Origin of the sequence: Winogradskyella ouciana, from assembly GCF_965284585.1 — a bacterium.
GTDB classification, from domain to species: domain Bacteria; phylum Bacteroidota; class Bacteroidia; order Flavobacteriales; family Flavobacteriaceae; genus Winogradskyella; species Winogradskyella ouciana.
The window spans coordinates 2,533,657-2,554,768 of sequence record NZ_OZ260095.1 but is presented as its reverse complement, the minus strand read 5'-3'; the positions used below and the strand labels follow the sequence as shown (position 1 = coordinate 2,554,768).

The following is a 21,112-nucleotide window of genomic DNA, read 5'->3' as shown; positions in this document are numbered from 1 at the left end:
TTCCGTATATTTAAAAGGTCTTTCCTCTTATAGTTTTTATTTTGGTTCGTAAAAATAACTAAAGAAATTTTAATATCTCATTTAGAATTGTAACTTTACGAAAACCCTATAATTAATAACAAGCGACTCCTTAGAGACGCTTTATTTGTTTAATATTGAGACAGTTATAAAATCTAATGGCTATAAAAAAATCAGAACTATACAGTTCCCTTTGGGCAAGTTGCGATGAATTAAGAGGTGGTATGGATGCCAGCCAATACAAGGATTATGTGTTGGTAATGCTCTTCATAAAATACATAAGTGATAAGTGGGCTAACCAGCCTTATGCCCCAATTACAATACCAGAAGGAGCTAGTTTTAAAGATATGACCCTTCTCAAGGGTAAAACAGATATCGGTGACCAAATCAATAAAAAGATAATTGCACCTTTAAAAGAAGCTAATAAACTCTCGGATATGCCTGACTTTGATGACCCTGTTAAGCTCGGTGAGGGAAAAGAGAAAGTTGAGCGATTGACAAATCTTATTTCAATCTTTGAAAAGCCCGAACTAGACTTCAGTAAAAACCGTGCTGAAGGAGATGATATTCTAGGAGATGCCTATGAATATCTTATGAGGCACTTTGCAACAGAGAGTGGAAAGAGTAAAGGGCAATTCTATACACCTGCTGAGGTGAGTAGAATCATGGCAATGATAATTGGCATACACGATGTAGAGTCAAGTGCTAATACAACCGTTTATGACCCAACATGTGGGTCTGGCTCATTGCTTTTAAGAATTGGTACAGCAGCTAATACTAAAGTAACTTTGTACGGTCAGGAGAAGGACTCTGCTACATCTGCATTAGCCAGAATGAACATGATACTTCACGATTACCCTACTGCGGAGATTAAACAAGGGAATACACTCGCAAAGCCATTATTTAAAGATGAAAATGGCAGCATGAAGCAGTTTGATTATGTGGTTGCCAATCCACCGTTTAGTGATAAGCGTTGGAGTACTGGTCTATCTTTACCTGAAGATGGAAAATACAATCGCTTTGAGGGGTTTGGAATCCCACCATCTAAAAATGGAGACTTTGCTTATCTGTTGCATATTTTACGTTCGTTGAAGCGTAAAGGTAAGGGTGCGGTCATCTTGCCTCATGGAGTTTTATTTAGGGGCAATGCTGAAGCTGAAATAAGAAAGAACCTAATTAAACGAGGCTATATAAAAGGACTTATAGGTTTACCAGCTAACTTGTTTTATGGTACAGGCATTCCTGCGTGTATTATTGTTTTAGATAAAGAGAATGCTCAAAACCGTAAAGCCATTTTTATGATTGATGCCAGCAATGGCTTTGTTAAGGATGGTAACAAAAACAGACTGCGAGAGCAGGACATCAGAAGAATTACGGATGTATTTAACAACCAAACTGTAATTAAAGGCTACAGCAAAGTGGTGTCTATTTCAAGTATTGAGAAGAATGAATACAACTTAAACATCCCTCGATATATCGATGGTCAGGAAAAAGAGGATATTCAAGATATAGATGCACATCTTAATGGAGGGATTCCTAATGTAGATATTGACGATTTGGAAAAATATTGGAAAGTATACCCTTCTCTTAAAAATGACTTGTTCACAGGGGACAGGACAGGTTACTCTGCTTTAACAGTTCCTAATGACCAGATTAATGCTACCATATACGAGCATCCAGAGTTTGTGTCTTTTATGGATGATATGGATACGCTTTATCAATCTTGGGCTTCAGAAACGGAAGCCTATGCAAAAGCATTAGTTAAAAATTGTCACCCTAAGCAAATCATTTTAGATATATCAGATAATATCTTAGAACTGTATAAGGGCAAACCGTTGGTAGATAGGTATGATATATACCAGTATTTACTAAGCTACTGGCATGAGGTCATGCAGGATGATGTCTATATCATATCTTATGATGGATGGAAGGCAGAAACCTATAGAATCTATAAAGAGAACAACAAAAAGCAAATGGTTGACAAAGGTTGGACATGCGACCTCATACCTAAAGAGCTTGTTACAAATCGCTATTTTGAAGCTGAGAAATTAGAAATAGAAGACCTTAATGCACAGCTAGAAAATACTGTTGCTCAATACCAAGAATTAGAAGAAGAACACAGTGGTGAAGAGTCTGCCTTGTTTGGTGTGACTAAGAAAAAGGATGCTGAGGAAAATTTAGCAGAATTTAAAGAGGCAGCACTCAACGAGTATTTTCCTGCTTTGTATGAAACCAATGAGAATATTAAGGAAAGTTTGCCAAAGCTCATAGAAGAGCTCAATAGCTTCAGTCTCAATCCGTTTTTTGATGGTTTAAAAGGTAAAAGTGGTAAACCAACCAAAACCAATGTTCAAAAAGCTTATAAGGCAATGGATGAGGAAACTGAGAATGCCAAAGTACTTAAGGCGTGGCTTGATGCAAACGATAGTATTACACTGGCAAAAAAAGACCTTAAGCATTTAAATGAAACCATTGAGCAATCCTTACAGGTAAAAATAGAAGAAGATAAAACACAGGAGTACATTTTTGAGCTCACCATTATCTTTCAATACCTAGACTTAAGAGATAAGGAAACGGAGCTTAAGAAGTTGATTAAGGACAAGGTACAGGAGCTAGACGATAAGCTATATGCCAAATACCCTGAACTAACCGAAGGCGAAATAAAAGTATTAGTAGTAGATGATAAATGGTTGACCACATTACATAAAACAATTAGCTCAGAGATAGACCAAATAAGCCAACGTTTAACCAACCGCATTAAGGAATTAGCAGAACGTTATGGGACACCATTGCCAAAAACGAATAAGATGTTAGAAGAATTAGAAGCTACGGTCAATAGTCACCTTGAAAAAATGGGATTTGAATGGAATTAACAGCGGCAAAAAATAAGCAATCTGAAGTAGGATTTATTCCAGAGGGTTGGGAGATATCAATCATAGAAGAAATTTGTGATGTAATTGACCCTCATCCAAGTCATCGTGCACCGAAGAGGACTAGAACAGGTGTTCCCTTTTTAGGGATAGGTGATTTTGATGAACTTGGAAATATAGTCGCAACTAATCCTAGAATTGTTGGTTTTGACGTACTTGAAGACCATAACAAGAGATACAATTTAAATGAGAACTTAATTGGGTTAGGTAGGGTTGCCTCTATTGGGAAAGTGGTTAGTTTAAGGAATGATATTGGGGATTATACCATTTCGCCAACGCTGGGAATTCTCAGGAGTAAATCTGTAAACCCTGATTATTTAAAGCATATTCTTAAATCTGATTTCATCCAGAATTACTTCAATAAAATAATGAGTGGTTCTACCAGAAGTTCTGTTGGTATGGTTGTTCTGCGAAAAGTTCCAATACCTATACCAAAAGAATCAGAACAACAAGCCATTGCCCAAGTCCTATCTGATACTGATGCCCTTATTCAAGCCCTTCAAAAAAAGATAACCAAGAAAAAACTCATTAGAAAAGGTACAATGCAACGGTTGTTGAAACCTAAAGAAAATTGGGATATTAAATTAATTGAAAATATTTGTGATGTGATAGACCCTCATCCTAGTCATAGAGCACCGGCAAAGACAGCAGTTGGAATTCCGTTTTTGGGAATTGGTGATTTTGACGAGAATGGGAAAATAATAACGGAGAATCCTAGAATTGTAGATTATCAAGTTCTTAAAGAACATAATAAGCGATATAATTTAAATGAAGGGTTGATTGGTTTAGGAAGAGTCGCATCAATTGGAAAAGTAGTAAAATTAAGAAATGATATTGGAGACTATACAATATCACCGACTTTAGGAATTCTAAGATGTAAATATGTTAATGCAGATTATTTGAGATACGTTCTAAAATCCGATTATATAAAACAGTATTTCTCGAAAGTTATGAGTGGTTCAACCAGAAGTTCAGTTGGAATGATTGTATTGAGAAAAGTACCCATACCACTGCCTGATGAAAATGAACAAAAACTTATTGTCCGCCAACTTTTGGATATTGATGCTGAAATTGGAAACTTAGAGCAAAAGCTTTCAAAATACAAATTAGTTAAACAAGGCACGGCGCAACAATTACTCACAGGAAAAATAAGAATACTATGACCAAGAATAATCAAAATAGTGTCAACTTGAAGTGCAGTAGATACAATTACCTCATCAAAAAAGGTTTTGCATGGGAGAATTGACAGCTAAGAAATATAAGAAAACCGATTTAGGAATAATACCTTGTGATTGGAATCAAAACGAAGTAGGTAATTGCTTTTTAATTCATAACAATTTGAGACTTCCTATTAGCGGAGATATTAGAAAAAGTATCCAAGGACCGTATCCCTATTATGGTCCAACTAAAATCCAAGATTATATTAATGAATATAGAGTAGATGGGACCTATGCACTTATTGGTGAGGATGGTGACCATTTTTTGAAATGGAAAAACGAATCCATGACCCAATTAGCAAAAGGAAGATTTAATGTAAATAATCATGCACATTTACTGAAAGGCAAAAATGACGAGACAACGACAGAATGGTTTTATTATTTTTTTAAGCATCGCGATATTACACCTTATTTGGCTAGACAAGGAGCAGGGCGTTATAAGTTATCAAAAAGCGCTCTAATTACCTTACCATGTGTCTATCCCTCAATCAAAGAGCAAAAGTTGATAACTGAAGTCTTATATGATACCGACACCCTTATCCAAGCTCTTGAAAAAAAGATAGTTAAGAATAAACTCATTAAAAAAGGGGTGATGCAGAAACTGCTGACACCTAAGAATGGATGGAGATATATCAGATTGGGAGATATTGCTAGCATGAATAGTGGAGGTACACCATTGACAATTAATGCAAAATTTTACGATGGAGATATTGTTTGGGTTTCAATTTCAGATATTTCTGGGGCTGGTAAGTACATTTCTAACTCAACAAAGAAAATTAGTGAACAGGGTTTAAATAATAGTTCGGCTCGCATATTTAATTCAGGAACTGTTCTGTTGGCAATGTATGCTTCAATTGGGAAATGTTGTATCGCAACAAGAGATGTCACGACTAGTCAAGCTATTTTGGGTATTACAACATCAGAAAAATTATATAACGAATATCTATATTATTACTTGATTTTTAAAGTTAATGACCTAATTAGCCAAGGACAGCAAGGAACTCAATCAAATTTGAATAAAGGAATAGTAGAAGATTATCAAGTACACTTACCAGAGTTTGATGAACAAGTGGAAATCGCAAATACTTTGCGTGATATCGATGATGAAATTGATGTTCTAGAACAAAAACTTTCAAAATATCAATTAGCCAAACAAGGTATGATGCAACAATTACTCACTGGAAAAATTAGATTAGTGTAAAAATTAGAGAACAATAGTTTATGGATATAAAAGCAGAAGTAAAAAGTATTTCAGAGTTAAAAGATTTTTTCTTTTTAGTTCCAGATTACCAACGTGAATATGTATGGAAACCAGATGACCAAGTTGAGCAATTTCTTATTGACATAGACAATGAGTTTAATCCGGATTCAGAGGAGCAAAAAAGCTACTTTATTGGTTCAATAATCATTGTTGAAAATAGAGGTAAATATGATGTTATTGATGGTCAGCAACGATTAACTACTATTGTCTTAACGCTTTGTGCGTTTAGAGACATTTTAAGACCGCTTAAGGGTGAATTGGATACAATAGGAGAGGAATATCTAAAATCAATTGAAGGGCTCTTATTTTCCTTTGATTTAAAGACCAAGAAATCTACATACAGACTTGAATTGCAATATGAAGAGAGTAAAGATTATTTAAATACACTTATCCTCAGTAAAGAGTTTGAGGAAGAAAAAAGTCCTTCCATTTATTTGATGGAACAGGCTTACAATCGTGTAAAATCCCACTTGGAGTTATACTTAAAGGAAGGTTTAACTCAATTACTGGACTATGCTAGTTATTTTCTCACTCATATAGAAATCGTAGTTATAAAACCAGAAAATTTAAGTAGTGCTCTAAAGATATTTGAAACCATAAACCAAAGAGGAACAAACCTCAACGCCATGGATTTGGTTAAGAACTTATTGTTTATTGAAGCCGATGAGGATGAGTTTGATTACATCAAAAAGACATGGAAGAAAATAACCGATAATCTCCAGTCTTGCGGTGAGGAAAATAGCCCTTTACGTTTCCTTAGATACTTTTTAATGGCACGTTACCACAATGGAATAATACGAGAGGATGATATTTACTCTTGGATTATTTCTGCTGAAGGTAAGAAAGCAACGGATTACCAAAATAATCCTTCTGCGTTTGCCAAAGAGCTCATGAAGATATCAAAGCGATATGCAGATTTGGTTAACGCTACTCAGCATAAAGATAGCGAAGGCAAATATCCTGAAGTTGCCAATATTGGTTATATCAATAAAGTGAAATCTCGACAGCATTTAGTCCTTCTTTTAGCTTTAGATATCAATACAACTGATGAAGAGATAAATTACTTAGCAAAACAAATAGAAAGCTTTTTCTTTTACAGTAACACGCTTGGAATACAAGCGAAATACAATGAGAGTCTATTTATAAAATGGGCAAATGAGTTAAGACAGGATAAAGGGTTAACCCATATAACAAATGTTGTTGAAAACTTTATAGTACCATACATTAAAGAAAGAACATCAAAAATTCGTTCGGAGTTTTTGAATATTTTCCATGCGCATTACAATCCACTCTACAGATTACGTTTCATTTTTGCTAAGATTGAAAATACCATTTTGGAACAAGCAGGATTGCCATTACAGGATTTGAAATTCTTGGACAAGATGCAGATAGAACACATTTTACCTCAGACACCAAAAGATGGAATCTTAACGGATGAATTTGAGGATATGGATGACTACACGGATTACGTGTACAGTCTGGGTAATGTGATTTTGTTAGAGAGCCAAATTAATCAGGCGGTCAATAACTTTAATGATTTATCTAGTGACTGGTTTACGAAGAAGCAAGGGGAATATATTAATTCTACAGTGACTTCTGTAAAACTTCTCAATGACGAATTTAAGGTTGGAATTAATACAGCTTTAAATCGATTTAGAATCGATAAAGATTTCTTATTCACATCTTGGGATAAGGATGCTATTGAGAAGCGACAGAAAATATTACTGGATTTGGTCTATGAAACATGGAAATTCAATAACAAACGAATAGACAGCTAGAAACGATGAGCGAAATAGGCAACATAGAACGTGTTACTCAAGACCGAGTTGTAAAACTTTTCCAAGAAGAATTGGATTATACCTATTTAGGTAACTGGGAAGAGCGACCTGATAATAGTAACATAGAAGAGGACTTATTAAAATCGTATTTGCTTCGTGCAGGTTATACTGAGGCTCAGAGTAAAAAAGCCATTTTTGAACTCAAACAAGTAGCGACTGATTTTAATGACAGCTTATATACCACTAACAAAAAAGTATATAATAAGCTACGTTATGGTATAGAAGTAAAAGTTAATGTTGGCGATAATTACGAAACTATAAAGCTCATAAATTGGCAAGACCCAACAGAAAATGACTTCTATATTGCTGAAGAAGTCACAGTGGTGGGTTCTAAAACCAAGCGACCTGATGTGATACTTTACATTAATGGAATTGCCATTGGAATCATAGAATTAAAACGAGGTATAGTTAATATTGGTGAAGGTATTAGACAGAATATAACCAATATGCAAGACCGTTTTATTGAGTCTTTCTTTGGGACGATGCAAATACTCTTCGCAGGAAATGACTCAGAGGGCTTAAGATATGGTACAATAAGTAGTGAAGAGAAATTCTATTTCAGTTGGAAGGAAGATGCAGATGATGATAGCAGACTAATGCTGGATAAGTACCTCATTAAAATGTGTGGAAAAGAACGGTTGATAGAATTACTCTATGACTTTGTACTCTATGATGGAGGTATTAAGAAACTGCCGAGAGTACACCAGTATTTTGCCATTAAGGAAGCTCAGAAGTTTGTAAATAGATATGAAGGTGGAATCATTTGGCATACACAAGGAAGCGGTAAGAGCTTAACCATGGTATATCTAGCTAAATGGATATTAGAGAACAATCCAAAAGCACGGATTGCTGTAATCACGGATAGGGATGAATTAGATAAGCAAATTGAAGGAGTGTTTACAGATGCTGGGGAAGAAATTTTTAGAACTAAAAGTGGCAGGGATTTAATGAATAAGTTAGCACAGCCATCACCAAGAATGCTGTGTTCATTGGTACATAAATTTGGAAGAAAGGACGTTACAAATTTCAATAAATACATAGAAGAGTTAGAGGCTAATCCTATTCAAGTATCAGGTGAATTATTCGTATTTGTGGATGAGTGCCACAGGACACAAAGCGGAAAATTACACAGAACTATGAAGGCTATGTTGCCTAATGCTGTGTTTATTGGCTTTACAGGAACGCCATTACTCAAGAAAGACAAGAAGACAAGCTTAGAGGTTTTTGGCAAATATATCCATACCTACAAGTTCAATGAAGGCGTTGAGGATAAGGTGATTTTGGACTTGATGTATGAAGCACGAGATATTGACCAAAGATTAAGTTCACCAAAGAAAATTGACAAGTGGTTTGAGGTCAATACAGAAGGCTTAAATGACTTTCAAAAAGCTGAATTGAAAAAGAAATGGGGTACGATGCAAAATGTGCTTAGTAGTCGTTCTAGAATGCAAAAAATAGTTGATGATATCACGCTCGATTTTAGAGAAAAAAGATTATTGAGGTTTGGTTCATCTAATGCTATTCTGGTAGCAAATTCTATTTATGAGGCTTGTGAATACTATAAACTCTTTCAGAATACTGCATTTAAAGGAAAATGTGCCTTAGTAACTTCTTACAACCCAAATATAAGAGATGTAACAACAGAGGACACAGGAGCTAACACTGAGACACAAAAAGAGGCTATTTACAATCTATATGAGGAGCTTTTAAAAGAAGTAGTACCTCAACCTGAAAAAACAAAAGCAGAGACTTATATAGACTGGGCTAAAAACAAATTTAAGACAGAACCAGCCAATATGAAGGTGATGGTCGTGGTATCAAAACTTCTAACAGGGTTTGATGCACCAAGTTGTGCTTACATATATTTGGATAAAAGCATGCAAGACCATGGTTTATTTCAAGCTATTTGTAGAACAAACAGAGTTGCTGGAGAAGAAAAGGATTATGGGTATATAGTAGATTATAGAGGTATGTTTGATAATGTGGGTCAGGCAATTTCAGTATATACTTCAGAACTAGACATGGATGATTTTGAGTCTGATGATATTGAAATCATGTTACAAGACCGTTTAGATGCTGGTAAAAAGCGTTTAGATAATGCTAGAGAAGAATTGGCTTTGCTCTGTGAGCCTGTTGAACCACCTAAAGGAACGTTAGAATACCAAAGGTACTTTTGTGGAAATCCTGAAAATGAAGATGATTTAAAAGCTACTGCATTAAGACGAACTCAACTCTACAAGAAAATAGTAGGTTTCATTCGTGCTTACGCAAATATTCAAGAAGAGCTCAGTGAGGCAGGATATTCGCCTAAAGAAATAAAAGAGATAGAGAAAGACCTTGATTACTATTATCACTTGAGAGACCATATTAAAAAGGCTTCTGGTGAGACGTTGGACATGAAGACCTATGAGGCAGATATGAGGCATTTAATAGATGCATATATTCAAGCAGATGACCCAGAGGATATAACACCCTTTGAAGGGATGTCCCTTTTAGATATTGTCTCAAATGAAGGGGTTGCAGAATTAATAGGTGCTCTACCTAAGGATGTTCAGAAAAACAGAGGCGCAGTTGCAGAACTTATTGAAAACAACGTCAGGAGAAAAATTATTAACGAACAACACATTAACCCTGCTTTTTTTGAAAAAATGTCAAAGCTCTTAAACGAATTAATACAGCTAAGACGAGAAGGAGCAATTTCTTATGAAGAGTATTTGAGACGAATTGCAGAGTTGGCTAAAAATGTTAATACAGGCGAAACGGATGACACACCACCAGAGGTTAAAACAGCAGGAATGAGAGCACTTTATAACAATCTGGATAATAATCTTGAATTGGCGATTCAAATAGATTCTGCACTAAAAACAAACAGTCCTGCTGATTGGAGAGGTCATAATGCTAAAGAAAATGTTGTTAAGCATGAGTTGTATCAAATTTTGAATGATGTGGATGAGGTAGAGAGAATATTTAAGATAATTAAAGAACAGGTAGAATATTGATGCAACATTTAAAACTTGGAGATATTGATATTGAGGTTGACCAAAAGGATATAAAGAACATCCATTTGAGTGTATATCCACCCAATGGTAGAGTCCGTATAGCTGCACCAGAACGAATGGATTTAGATACAATTAGGGTGTTTGCTATTTCAAAATTGCAGTGGATAAAGAACCAGCAGGAAACTCTTCAGCAACAAGAGCGAGAACCAAAGCGAGAGTATATAAATAGAGAGAGTCACTACTTTTTTGGTAAGCGTTATTTGCTAAAAGTCCATGAGGTTGATTTAGCACCTAGAGTTGAGGTTGACCATAGGTATATTCATTTATTCGTTAGACCTGATTCACCAATTGAGAAAAAGGCAGAGGTCATGGACGAATGGCACAGGTCAGAACTCAAAAAGATTGTTCCTAGTCTTATCGCTAAATGGGAAAAGGAGATTGGCGTAGCAATTTCTGATTATGGCATAAAAAAGATGCGTACCAAGTGGGGAAGTTGCAATACTGAAGCAAAACGTATTTGGTTAAATTTAGAGTTGGCTAAAAAACCGAAAACTTGCTTAGAATACATAATAGTTCATGAACTTGTGCACCTTTTGGAAAGAAGTCACAATGAGAGATTTGTGAAGTTTATGGATGAGTTTATGCCTAAATGGAGGTTTTATAGGGATGAGTTAAATAGACTGCCATATAGCCATGTAGATTGGGATTATTAACTCAATTAAGAAATTTAAATAATAATACATTATGGAATGGATTTTTAAATCAACAGGGGAAATTAATCATTATAATCCCCATATACATGAAGGAACTCAACCTATTAGAGTACTTAATCACATGAACGTCCATATGTTTATTAATACACATCCTAATTTCGCAGAAGAGCTAAAAAAAGCAATCAATGAGAATGGGCTGTCTTCTAAAATAAATATTGTATTTGGAGAAACAAGAATAGAAAGAACACCTTACATTAGAAATGATAACAAATCTATTTATTTAGATGAAACATTTCTTTCTTATTTATGGTGTATATGTCATACTGTATGGACTGTGTATATTCAGGAAATTGATTTTCCTAGATGCAACAGTCTAAATGGAAAAGAAGTATATAAAATTGACGCTCAAATAACAGAAAAAGCTTATGATTTATTTGATTATGCAAAGTCGTTAATTGTGTCTTATTCAAAATGGGATGTTGACAAAATGCCAAACCCTGAAAAATACCAAGCTGAATACAGGGATTTTATAGAACAACCCAATGGTTTTTATACTGAAGCTATAAAGTTTATACTCTGCCATGAGTATATACATGCTATTAAGCATATTGATGAGATAAACGCCGGCGAGTATGAAAATTCACATTTCATAGAATTTGAAAAGGAAGCGGACTATGAAGCCATTGAATTATTAAAAAAGGGAATTTTTCCTAATAGAATAAATCAAATAGCAGTTCACGTAGGGATTACATTAGGAATCCTTTCTATGCTATATTTTCGCCCAAATACAGACGCCCCTAGGCATCCAAATACAGAGGATAGGTTGGTTGTTGCTTTGAATCAATTAGAATTATCTGATGATTCACCTTGCTGGGGTATTGCTTTAATTGGAATGGATTTATGGGCTAAGCAATTTGACCTTGGCATAAATTGGAATACAGAATTAAACGAAAAGGAAGCGTTTGAAGATTTTATTGCTCAAATAAAAGCTTTGTAATTCGTTAAAAATAATATTGGACATTAGTAATAAATCCCATATAATTTTATTCACCATAATGAAATTTTAAGTTCAGAGGTAAAGCCAAAAACGTTAATTAACTCTATCCTAATAATATTTTATTCTATCATTTTTATCGTTTTAATTGAAGTGTTTATAAAAACAAAGGTACTTGTTTGGTTAGCATATTTTTCTTTACAGAGTAAGACTTCATTTTTTTCTGTTTTTCCATTGTTTGGTAAATTCATCTTCCTCTACCCCTAAAGGAAATAGAACATAGTACCAAAGACAATTAAGGTAGTACCTCACTATTCTATACCACCTTGGCTGTTTTCTTTTATTTCTATTTGACCTCAAAATATTGAATTAATCTAATAAACAACTATATTACTGTTAACTACCAAGATTTGGATTTCACATCTGGGGCAATACCAAACTCTTTAATTAGTTCGTCCTTAATTACTTCTTCCAGAATACCACCAAAATCTTCCGTTGTAATTAAACAGTCATGCAAAGTAAAAATAGGTGCTTTTCGATAGAACTTTTTGTTAAAAGCTCTCGCAACCACATTCAATAAATACTCCGACTCTACTTGAAACAAAATATGTGATAATTTTTTATACCATCTTTTATCTTCAGAAGACTTTAAATTTTTAAAATCATTTATAATTTTCATCAATTCAGGAAACTTATTGGAGAAAATTTGTCTGTAAAACTCATAACTTTCTGCACTTGTTGAAGCAAATATCATTGCTAAAATCTTCTTTTTTGCAATTCTTCTAACTTGCTTATAATTCCCGAAATATTCATCATCATAGCCAAGCTGGTCGTTATAAATTATCTTTAAATCATTCATGCTATAATACTCTTGAATTTCCCCCATAAATGAATCATAAAAACTTCCATTGAGAGCTAAATCACTAAACAGCTCAATCTCTTTTACAGAAAGGGTTTCAAGAGATTTGCAGAACATTAGTAGGGAGTTATTAGATTCTAGAGAGGTCAAATAAACATTATTACTTATTAGCATATTAAGAAAGAATATAATTGAATTTGATAAGTCTACTTCAACTAATCTTTTATTATCATAAGTTAAATACTTTCTAAAATCACTTGGTAACATTGTTAAGTTAGTATGTAATCTAGAATCTGTTTCTTTTGTATAGTAAAACCTATACACTTTATTATGTATATCTGCGATTTCATAAACTTCATTTAAATACTTACCGTAATCCTTAGTACTCTCAAATCTTTTATTACAATGCTGAATAGCACTAATAAAATCTATTTCTAATTTCTGATTCTGGAAATACTTCAATAGAAACTTATATTTCCCTGTCATAACTATTGGCGGAATCTTTGTGCTGTATCTCCTTATTTTATTTATCAATCTCCAATCACTTAAATAATGAGGAGTTAATTTCATTTTGGTGTAATAAGGGTTAACTCTATATGAATAGGAACGTTTACCAACCTCATAGCCTTTTCTATATAATGCACTTAAACCCCTTTGTTCGGTTGTATTTCGGCTTAACCTTCTATCATATTTCTTGAAATTTGAAATAAGAAACTCAATATGTTTTTTATGTTTATCATCCCTTACCAATACATCTTTTTTAGAATCAATTTTGACATAATGCTCTCTTAATCTTTTTCTTTCACCCGATTCTTCATCAAAACTTTCTATAAAATTTGCATGACCATTTAAAACATAATTAATTAAGAATCTCAAATAGTCAATATCTAAATCAACATTATTTTTAGTTACTATATCGTCTATATCTAATTCACTTGGAGTGAACACAACAAATTGTTTCATTAGCTATTTTGGTTGGTAGATTTATTCAAAAATATACAAATGTTTACTTTCTAGAGTTTATTCGATTTCTAGCTGATGTATAATTTTCCATATAGTTATTTAAAACGTCATTATCGATTTCTACACCATTTACTATCAATTCTTTCTCTTCATCTGTTATTTCATAATCTCCTGTTTGAATAAACTTCTTCATTCTATGTGGATTACTCGAAAACGCATAATTCTGCTGCCCTGATTTTGTATTGAACTTAACAGCTATGTAATAGAATTTTATTGATTTGTCGTATCTAATAAAGACCCTATTGATATATTTAGAAATTAACTCTTTTCGTCTATTAAATGGTGTATCTGTCCTGACTTTATCTATATCAAAACCAGCTGTTTTCCTGAGTTCAATTGCTTTTAACTGAAACTCAATTTCCTCATTTAAATTATTCAATATTATTTGAAACTCATCTATTTTTTTATTTCGATTTTCCTTTTGGAGAATAGCCTCACCTACATTAAAGAAGCCATCTATTGCTAGTTGATTCACTTTTGAAATTTCCTTATTTAACGATGACAACTGTTTCTCAATTTCTTTTTTCTCTTCATTCAATTTATCAATAATATCATCTTCCTTGTTTTCTTTTTCAAGCTCATCAATAACATAAGCATCTTCAAGTACAACCTCCCAAAGGAATTTCTCAATAAAATCGATATTAATTGACCTGTTACCACAATTTATGTCTTTATATCTTTTAGAGCTACACATATAGTAATGGTCATGCTTATTAGTTCTTGTTCTACCATACATATTCCTACCACAAACTCCACATTCTAACACACCTTTTAATAAATATTTATGATTGACCTTTTTACCAGAATTATTTCTATTTTTCTTTAAATTTTCATTTACTTTCTGCCAGAATTTAGGCTCTATTATTATAGGGCTTTCATATATTTCACCCCCAAATTTTCTTACCCCCTTATAAATTGTATTCTTTATAATTCCACGTACACTATTACCTGACCATTTTATATCAGATTTTTTAGTAGTAGTTATTTCTCCTGTATATTTATTCTTAGTTCTAATTACCCCCTCACCTATTTTATTATATCTGGTGGGTACATTTTCAGATGATAAATTCTCTGCAATTTTGTTAGTTCCAATTCCATTTAAACTATCGCTATAAATACGTTTTACAATAATAGCCTCTTCTTCATCAATTATTAAATAATTGTTTTCATCCTTTGTATAGCCATAAGGATATATACTGGAATGAACTTTTCCTTCTTTAGCATTTCGATGTAATACCGATTTAATTTTCTTTTTTGTAAGTTTTACATAATACTGGTTCATTATGGAAACCATATCACCAAGCATTTCACTTTCCATATCATTCAAATCAATTATTCCTGTAGACGTGTATAATTGTATTTGGTTTTCCCTAAAAATATTATTCAGTAAAAATCTTACTTGCGGATTTCTTTCTAATCTAGATTGGTCATAAGCATAGACAATAGTTATCTTTCCTTCGATAATATCGTCAACCATTCTAGCTAAACTGGGTCTTTGTTCTATTAAATGTAAATTTCCTGAATAACCTTGGTCAATATAAGTTTCAAATTCCAAGCCCTCTCTTTTGGCTAACTCTATTCCAGATTCTCTCTGGTCATGAATTGAACGGTCTTTACCTTCTTCTTTATCTACAGATATTCTACAATATATTCCTAACATTGCGCTAAAATTTAAATAATGTTGTGTAAATATAAAAAGAATTATATATTTGTACACAACATATTATGCAACATTGCTGATAGTATGATGTGGACTCCGAAACGGTCGTTGCGCCATCAAGCCAGCATGGGCTTTTACCCGACCAACCACCGAATGTATTTTCGTCGTCTCCAAAGCTTCATGAAGCGTCATTGGTGGCAAAATACTTGGCAAACGTTTTGCCAACATGGTTTTACCAGAACCCGGAGGACCGATAAGAATAATGTTGTGACCACCTGCTGCTGCAATTTCCATACAGCGTTTTATACTTTCCTGGCCCTTTACATCCGCAAAATCGAATTCCGGGAAATCGAGGTTTTTATAAAACTCCTCACGTGTGTTTATAATGGTTTCTTCAATATGAATATCTTTATCAAAATGCTCAATCACCTGCGTGATGTTATCGACTCCATAGACTTTTAAATCGTTGACAATTGCTGCTTCCTTTGCATTTTGACTTGGCAGTATAAAACCTTTAAAACCTTCTTCCCTAGCCTTCACAGCTATTGGCAATGCTCCTTTAATAGGCTGCAAACTTCCATCTAAGGACAATTCGCCCATAATGAGATAGTCTTCTAAGTTTTCAGCCTTTATTTGACCTGATGCAGCCAGAATCCCAACAGCTAAGGTTAAATCGTATGCTGAACCTTCCTTACGTAAGTCGGCGGGTGCCATATTGATGGTTATCTTTTTCCCTGGAATGCGATAACCATTGTTCTGAAGTGCTGCTGCGATACGATAATTGCTCTCTTTTATCGCGTTATCTGGAAGTCCGACCAAATGGTAACCAACACCTTTATCTACATTAACCTCAACAGTTACGGTTGAAGCTTCAACACCAAAAACGGCACTGGCGAAAACTTTTTTGAGCATGTATTTTTCGTTTTTCTAAATGTAGAAAAATTGATTTGAATAAAAAAAAACCTTTCAGAATATAATCTTGAAAGGTTTTTGTATTCGTAAACGAGATTCTTGACTTAGACTTCGACTGTTCTTTCGCTAAAGCTTCAGCAACACGTAGGTTCTCAGTCTGACAGCTCTGAACGACAGATTAGTTTTTTATGAACTTTTTAGTGGATTTTGATTGACCTGATTGAATTTCCAAAAAATAGACACCGTTAGACAAACTTGAAACATCCAAACTATAATCCGAAACTGAAATTTCTATAGAATTCAGTTCCCTACCATTAATATCAACAATGGTTAATCCATAAATAATTTGATTGGATGTTATCTGCAACTTGTTTTTTGCAGGATTTGGATACAACTTTACATTCTGTAGCTCTTCCTCATCAACACTTAATGGCTCAACGATTTCTGTATTGACCGTATTGGTTGTTATTGGTGGGTTAAAATCGAAATAAATATCTGCTACTCCGCTGATAATGTCGCCGACTTGTACATCTGCTTTTGGCTTAATTTTGTAAGCCACGTAGCCATTAGATCCCTCTTCATCTTCATCACTATGAGGTAAATTTATTTCATCAAAAATAAATTGTACAAAATTACCATTTGTTATTTCTACACGTCCTTGATGACTTAGGGACTCAAGTTGCATTGTCGTCCAATCGAGTTTATCGTCTAATTGGTGATCTACCCTAACATTTATAGCCGAAGCAGTACCTATGTTTTGGAAACGAATTATGTAGTTCAAATAGTTGCCCACATCATCAATTAATATTTCATCTCCTTGTAAACAACGAATATCATTAGGGTCATACGGTCCAACTACGGGTTCGAATAGTTCAAAAGTATTATCATCTGGTGTAAGATCACCATTAACGGGATAAATTGTACCTGTTAATGTAATGGTGTCAAATATAGTAGCAGTGACAAAAAACTCAAGTGGTAAGATTCGGGTTTCCAAAGGGTCTAAATCTTCAAATTCTAAGACAATACTATTACCAGTATCCACTACGGTTTCAGTACCTGCATTTAAGAACTCTAATTTATCTGGTTCATAATCAAAAGTTATTGAACCATCTAACGTATTAGTGCCAACATTTCTATAAACCACATAATATGTAATATTTATAAATTGTCGAGGTGTTTGTGACGAATAAATACTAATATTTAAGTCATTGATATCTGCCGAGATTTCCAGACAAAAGTTAACCGTATCGGTGTTTTGCAAACCCGAAAATGTGGACGTCGCAGAATTTGGTGATATAGAATAATAGCTTGGTAAATTATTAACTGTGGTGGTGTAAGTATCCTCTCCAACAAAAAATTGATAAGCACCTGTTTCTGATGAAAATGTGGCAAAACTTTCTGATGGACTCTCTGTACTTATAAGTACATCCGAGAGATTTATATTACCATCTGCACAACCATTGTTATTTACATCTAATGACAACACTCCATTAATTTCATTTCTTAATTCCCCAAGATTTTTAAACCAGTGCGTATACCAGTTAGATTGGTAGTCTGAAACTATGTCAACTTTACCATCATTATCAATATCCTCACACACTATTGACCTGTAAAGATCTGCACCACTCGGCGACCCAAAATGGTGAACTAATTGTTCTTGCCCAAAAGCACCTAGGCCATCGACATTCTCAAACCATACGATATCATCATCTTGAGACAAGGCAACGGCAATATCCAAATCACCATCAGAATCTAAATCTGCAACAGACATGTCTCTATACGATATACCTTCTGCGATGACATTTCCGTTTCCAAAATTTGCTACTCCATCCAAGTTCTTAAACCATACAATATTTCCGTTACTATTATTGTTTGTTATTACATCTAAAAAACCATCATTGTCTATATCCTTTATGAAAGCTTTTGTGGTCCAAATATCATCATCAATGATTATTTTAGGCCCAAAGACACCTTGACCATCCAAGTTCTCAAACCAAAAAATCCCAATGTGCGAACCACTGAGTATATCTAAGTCTCCATCTCCATCAATATCGGCAGAACGCACGATATTAGCTTCTTCATTTTCGACAACATACTGCTGAGCACCGAAATCTCCCTCACCATCTAAGTTTTCATGCCAAATTATTTTGTTCCCAGACTCAACGGAATAAACAATATCATTGTCATTATCGCCATCTAAATCACAAACAAAGATATTTCTGGCAAAATAAGCCTCTGAATTAATTACAATGTCTGGACCGAAATTTCCTGAACCATCTAAATTTTTAAACCAAACCATTCTATGGTCTGATGAGGCTAAAACGTCCATGTCGTTATCTCCATCCAAATCTGCTATAAAAGCTGTAAACGCTAGATCTGCATTTGATTTTATAAGTTTTGGCGTATTGAAACTACCAAGGCCATCCTGGTTTTCGAACCAAGCAATTTTACCATCACTTAGGCTGGTCGTTAAAATATCATTATCACCGTCATTATCAATATCTTTGGATAATATATCAGAAAACCCAGGCGTAAAGATGATGATATTGGGCTCATCGTATTCAAAAATTCCTTGGCCATTTAGGTTTTCGTGCCACTGATTATTTGTAGTCACATCCAAATCTCCATCTCCGTCCAAATCCACTATAAAAGGAAATCCTTCGGAATCATGATCGGCTATATTACTTACTGGAATTTGGCTCATGGCCCCATTTCCATTAAGATTTTCATACCATTTTAGTTGAGTACTGCTGACTATTAAATCTAAGTCCCCATCATTGTCCATGTCTGCTGAATTAAGAATTGTACCATTTGGTATAATATCTTGCGCACCGGAGAATGTACCTTGCCCATCTAGGTTTTCATATAGTTCATTCTTCATGAAAATATCCATATCACCATCATTATCTATATCTGCAATATGGATACTGTTGTAAACATATGTAAGATTTAGTGCTATTATTTGCTCACCACCGAAATTTCCTTGGCCATCTGTATTTTCAAACCAGACTAATTTATCATCGCCCTGTGAAATCGAAGCTATATCTAAATCACCATCACCGTCTAGATCAGCTACCTCTAAAGAAACTAAAGAACTTATTGAATCAGAAATAATTTGCGCATCTCCAAAATTTCCTTGACCATCTAAATTTTCATACCATAGTGCTTCTCCCAAAGTTAGAGAACCAACTAACACATCTATGTCGCCATCATTGTCAATGTCACCTACTTTTATTGACCGAATATTACCTAGCGATGAATCAATAAGTATTTCATCACTAAATGTTCCTAAACCATCTAAATTTTGAAACCATCTTACTTTAGTACCAGACTGAGAAAGTACATCTAAGTCATTATCTCCATCAAAATCTGCTGCAAACACTAAATCGCCCGACTCTTCAGAAAATACATTACGCACACCAAATTTACCCTGACCATTCAAGTTTTCGTACCAGGTGGATGCTGACAACATATCCATATCTCCATCGCCATCAATATCAGCAGGAAAATAAGGGTCGGCATCAATAAAAAAATTTAAACCAAAAATAATCTCTCTTTCAAACCCAAGCTGCCCAAAACCAAGCTGCAAACCAAAAATTAAAATAAGTAACGTGTAAAAATGTTTCATTATAAATGTATTACACTTCAAATTTACCTTTATTGATAGAATTTACAAATTCCAGTCCACGCCATTCATTATAATAAATATTCCTTTTGTCGATAAACCCTACATGTCCACCATATTTGGGCATTTCTAAAAATAGGTTTGGGTTGTGTTTCGCTTCTTTTACAGGATAACATTCCGCAGATAAAAACGAATCATTAAGTGCGTTGATTACTAAACTTGGCACTTTTATGTTCGGCAAAAATTGCAGACAACTCGCTTTCTCATAATATTCATAAGCATCCTTAAAACCGTGGGCTTTAGAGGTATAAACTTCATCGAATCCAATTAAAGTTTTGATTGAATTAAAATCCTTAATATTAATATTATCAGTAAATTGTGATAACTTAGGTTTTAATTTATCTTTTAAATGTTTTAAAAACCGAATCGCATAATGCTTATTCTTTAAGCTCAACAATGCATCACATGAGCCTTTTAAATCGCAAGGTGTAGAAATGGCGATAACTGCTTTTATTTCTTTTGGCACATCATCACGTTCGCCTACATATTTTAGTGCCATATTAGCCCCTAAGCTGATGCCTTTGATATAAATCTCATCGTATTGGTTTTTCTCCAATATACTATTGATGACGGCTTCCAAATCTTCCGTTGCACCCGAATGGTAACTGCGATACAATAAATTGGGTTCGCCACTACAACCTCTAAAGTTTACTGCACAGGCATCAATGCCATTTTTGTTAAATAATTTTGCTGTGCCAGTGATATATGGTCGCTGTGCATTTCCTTCTAAACCATGAAGCAAAACAATGACCTTATTCGACTTTTGCTCAGCGTAACTCCAGTCTAAATCGAGAAAGTCACCATCTGGTAACGTGATGCGTTCTCGTGTTTGTACGACACCTTTCACGCGTCTTGCCAAACCTGAAAATACGGTTGATGTAAAGCTTTTCTTTGCCCAGAATGGCGGTTTGTATGTGGATTGGATTATTGGAATAACAAGCCCTTTAATTCATTTATTAAAAACCCTCTTTACACCCCTAAAGTCCCCTCAAGGGGACAATCG

Annotated in this window: 11 protein-coding genes and 1 pseudogene; 7 read left to right on the top strand and 5 right to left on the bottom strand. The window is 34.2% G+C overall.

What is annotated here, in order from left to right:
• Window positions 1–176 precede the first annotated feature (176 nt).
• From ACQ65V_RS11345 to ACQ65V_RS11315, 7 genes are all read left to right on the top strand, one after another.
• The gene (locus tag ACQ65V_RS11345) at window positions 177–2,891 is read left to right on the top strand and encodes a type I restriction-modification system subunit M (protein WP_430467979.1); all 2,715 of its coding nucleotides are present in this window, start codon (window positions 177–179) and stop codon (window positions 2,889–2,891) included.
• Complete coding sequence (locus ACQ65V_RS11340) at window positions 2,882–4,111, top strand: restriction endonuclease subunit S (protein WP_430467978.1); 1,230 nt, start codon at window positions 2,882–2,884, stop codon at window positions 4,109–4,111. Before ACQ65V_RS11345 ends, ACQ65V_RS11340 begins: the two co-directional genes overlap by 10 nt.
• Before the next feature lie 70 nt (window positions 4,112–4,181).
• A complete protein-coding gene (locus ACQ65V_RS11335) occupies window positions 4,182–5,366 on the top strand; it encodes a restriction endonuclease subunit S (protein ID WP_430467977.1) in 1,185 nt (394 codons plus the stop codon).
• 20 nt (window positions 5,367–5,386) lie between these two features.
• Entirely contained in the window at window positions 5,387–7,204 is a 1,818-nt protein-coding gene (locus ACQ65V_RS11330) for a DUF262 domain-containing protein (RefSeq protein ID WP_430467976.1), read from the top strand.
• A 5-nt stretch (window positions 7,205–7,209) separates the two neighbouring features.
• Complete coding sequence (locus tag ACQ65V_RS11325; protein WP_430467975.1) at window positions 7,210–10,263, top strand: type I restriction endonuclease subunit R; 3,054 nt, start codon at window positions 7,210–7,212, stop codon at window positions 10,261–10,263.
• The gene (locus ACQ65V_RS11320) at window positions 10,263–10,976 is read left to right on the top strand and encodes a M48 family metallopeptidase (protein ID WP_430467974.1); all 714 of its coding nucleotides are present in this window, start codon (window positions 10,263–10,265) and stop codon (window positions 10,974–10,976) included. Before ACQ65V_RS11325 ends, ACQ65V_RS11320 begins: the two co-directional genes overlap by 1 nt.
• 31 nt (window positions 10,977–11,007) lie before the next feature.
• Window positions 11,008–11,973 (top strand): hypothetical protein, encoded by a 966-nt coding sequence (locus ACQ65V_RS11315; RefSeq protein ID WP_430467973.1) that lies wholly within the window; start codon window positions 11,008–11,010, stop codon window positions 11,971–11,973.
• A 397-nt stretch (window positions 11,974–12,370) separates the two neighbouring features.
• On the opposite strand, the gene ACQ65V_RS11310 is transcribed toward ACQ65V_RS11315, so the two are convergent.
• The 5 genes and pseudogenes from ACQ65V_RS11310 to ACQ65V_RS11290 form a co-directional block, all read right to left on the bottom strand.
• Window positions 12,371–13,792, bottom strand: coding sequence for a hypothetical protein (locus tag ACQ65V_RS11310; protein WP_430467972.1), 1,422 nt, complete (start codon window positions 13,790–13,792; stop codon window positions 12,371–12,373).
• A 43-nt stretch (window positions 13,793–13,835) separates the two neighbouring features.
• Window positions 13,836–15,512: a recombinase family protein gene (locus tag ACQ65V_RS11305; RefSeq protein WP_430467971.1), complete on the bottom strand. Its 1,677-nt coding sequence runs from the start codon at window positions 15,510–15,512 to the stop codon at window positions 13,836–13,838.
• Window positions 15,513–15,578: 66 nt separating this feature from the next.
• Window positions 15,579–16,424 (bottom strand): annotated as a pseudogene (locus ACQ65V_RS11300) (YifB family Mg chelatase-like AAA ATPase); the annotation flags it as partial.
• A gap of 178 nt (window positions 16,425–16,602) precedes the next feature.
• Complete coding sequence (locus tag ACQ65V_RS11295; protein ID WP_430467970.1) at window positions 16,603–20,052, bottom strand: T9SS type A sorting domain-containing protein; 3,450 nt, start codon at window positions 20,050–20,052, stop codon at window positions 16,603–16,605.
• 10 nt (window positions 20,053–20,062) lie between these two features.
• Window positions 20,063–21,043, bottom strand: coding sequence for a YheT family hydrolase (locus ACQ65V_RS11290; protein WP_430468630.1), 981 nt, complete (start codon window positions 21,041–21,043; stop codon window positions 20,063–20,065).
• Window positions 21,044–21,112: the final 69 nt, after the last annotated feature.

Coding starts and splice junctions, on each gene's coding strand:
- ACQ65V_RS11345 (WP_430467979.1), top strand. CDS start 177: ATGGCTATAAAAAAATCAGAACTATACAGTTCCCTTTGGGCAAGTTGC.
- ACQ65V_RS11340 (WP_430467978.1), top strand. CDS start 2,882: ATGGAATTAACAGCGGCAAAAAATAAGCAATCTGAAGTAGGATTTATT.
- ACQ65V_RS11335 (WP_430467977.1), top strand. CDS start 4,182: ATGGGAGAATTGACAGCTAAGAAATATAAGAAAACCGATTTAGGAATA.
- ACQ65V_RS11330 (WP_430467976.1), top strand. CDS start 5,387: ATGGATATAAAAGCAGAAGTAAAAAGTATTTCAGAGTTAAAAGATTTT.
- ACQ65V_RS11325 (WP_430467975.1), top strand. CDS start 7,210: ATGAGCGAAATAGGCAACATAGAACGTGTTACTCAAGACCGAGTTGTA.
- ACQ65V_RS11320 (WP_430467974.1), top strand. CDS start 10,263: ATGCAACATTTAAAACTTGGAGATATTGATATTGAGGTTGACCAAAAG.
- ACQ65V_RS11315 (WP_430467973.1), top strand. CDS start 11,008: ATGGAATGGATTTTTAAATCAACAGGGGAAATTAATCATTATAATCCC.
- ACQ65V_RS11310 (WP_430467972.1), bottom strand. CDS start 13,792: ATGAAACAATTTGTTGTGTTCACTCCAAGTGAATTAGATATAGACGAT.
- ACQ65V_RS11305 (WP_430467971.1), bottom strand. CDS start 15,512: ATGTTAGGAATATATTGTAGAATATCTGTAGATAAAGAAGAAGGTAAA.
- ACQ65V_RS11295 (WP_430467970.1), bottom strand. CDS start 20,052: ATGAAACATTTTTACACGTTACTTATTTTAATTTTTGGTTTGCAGCTT.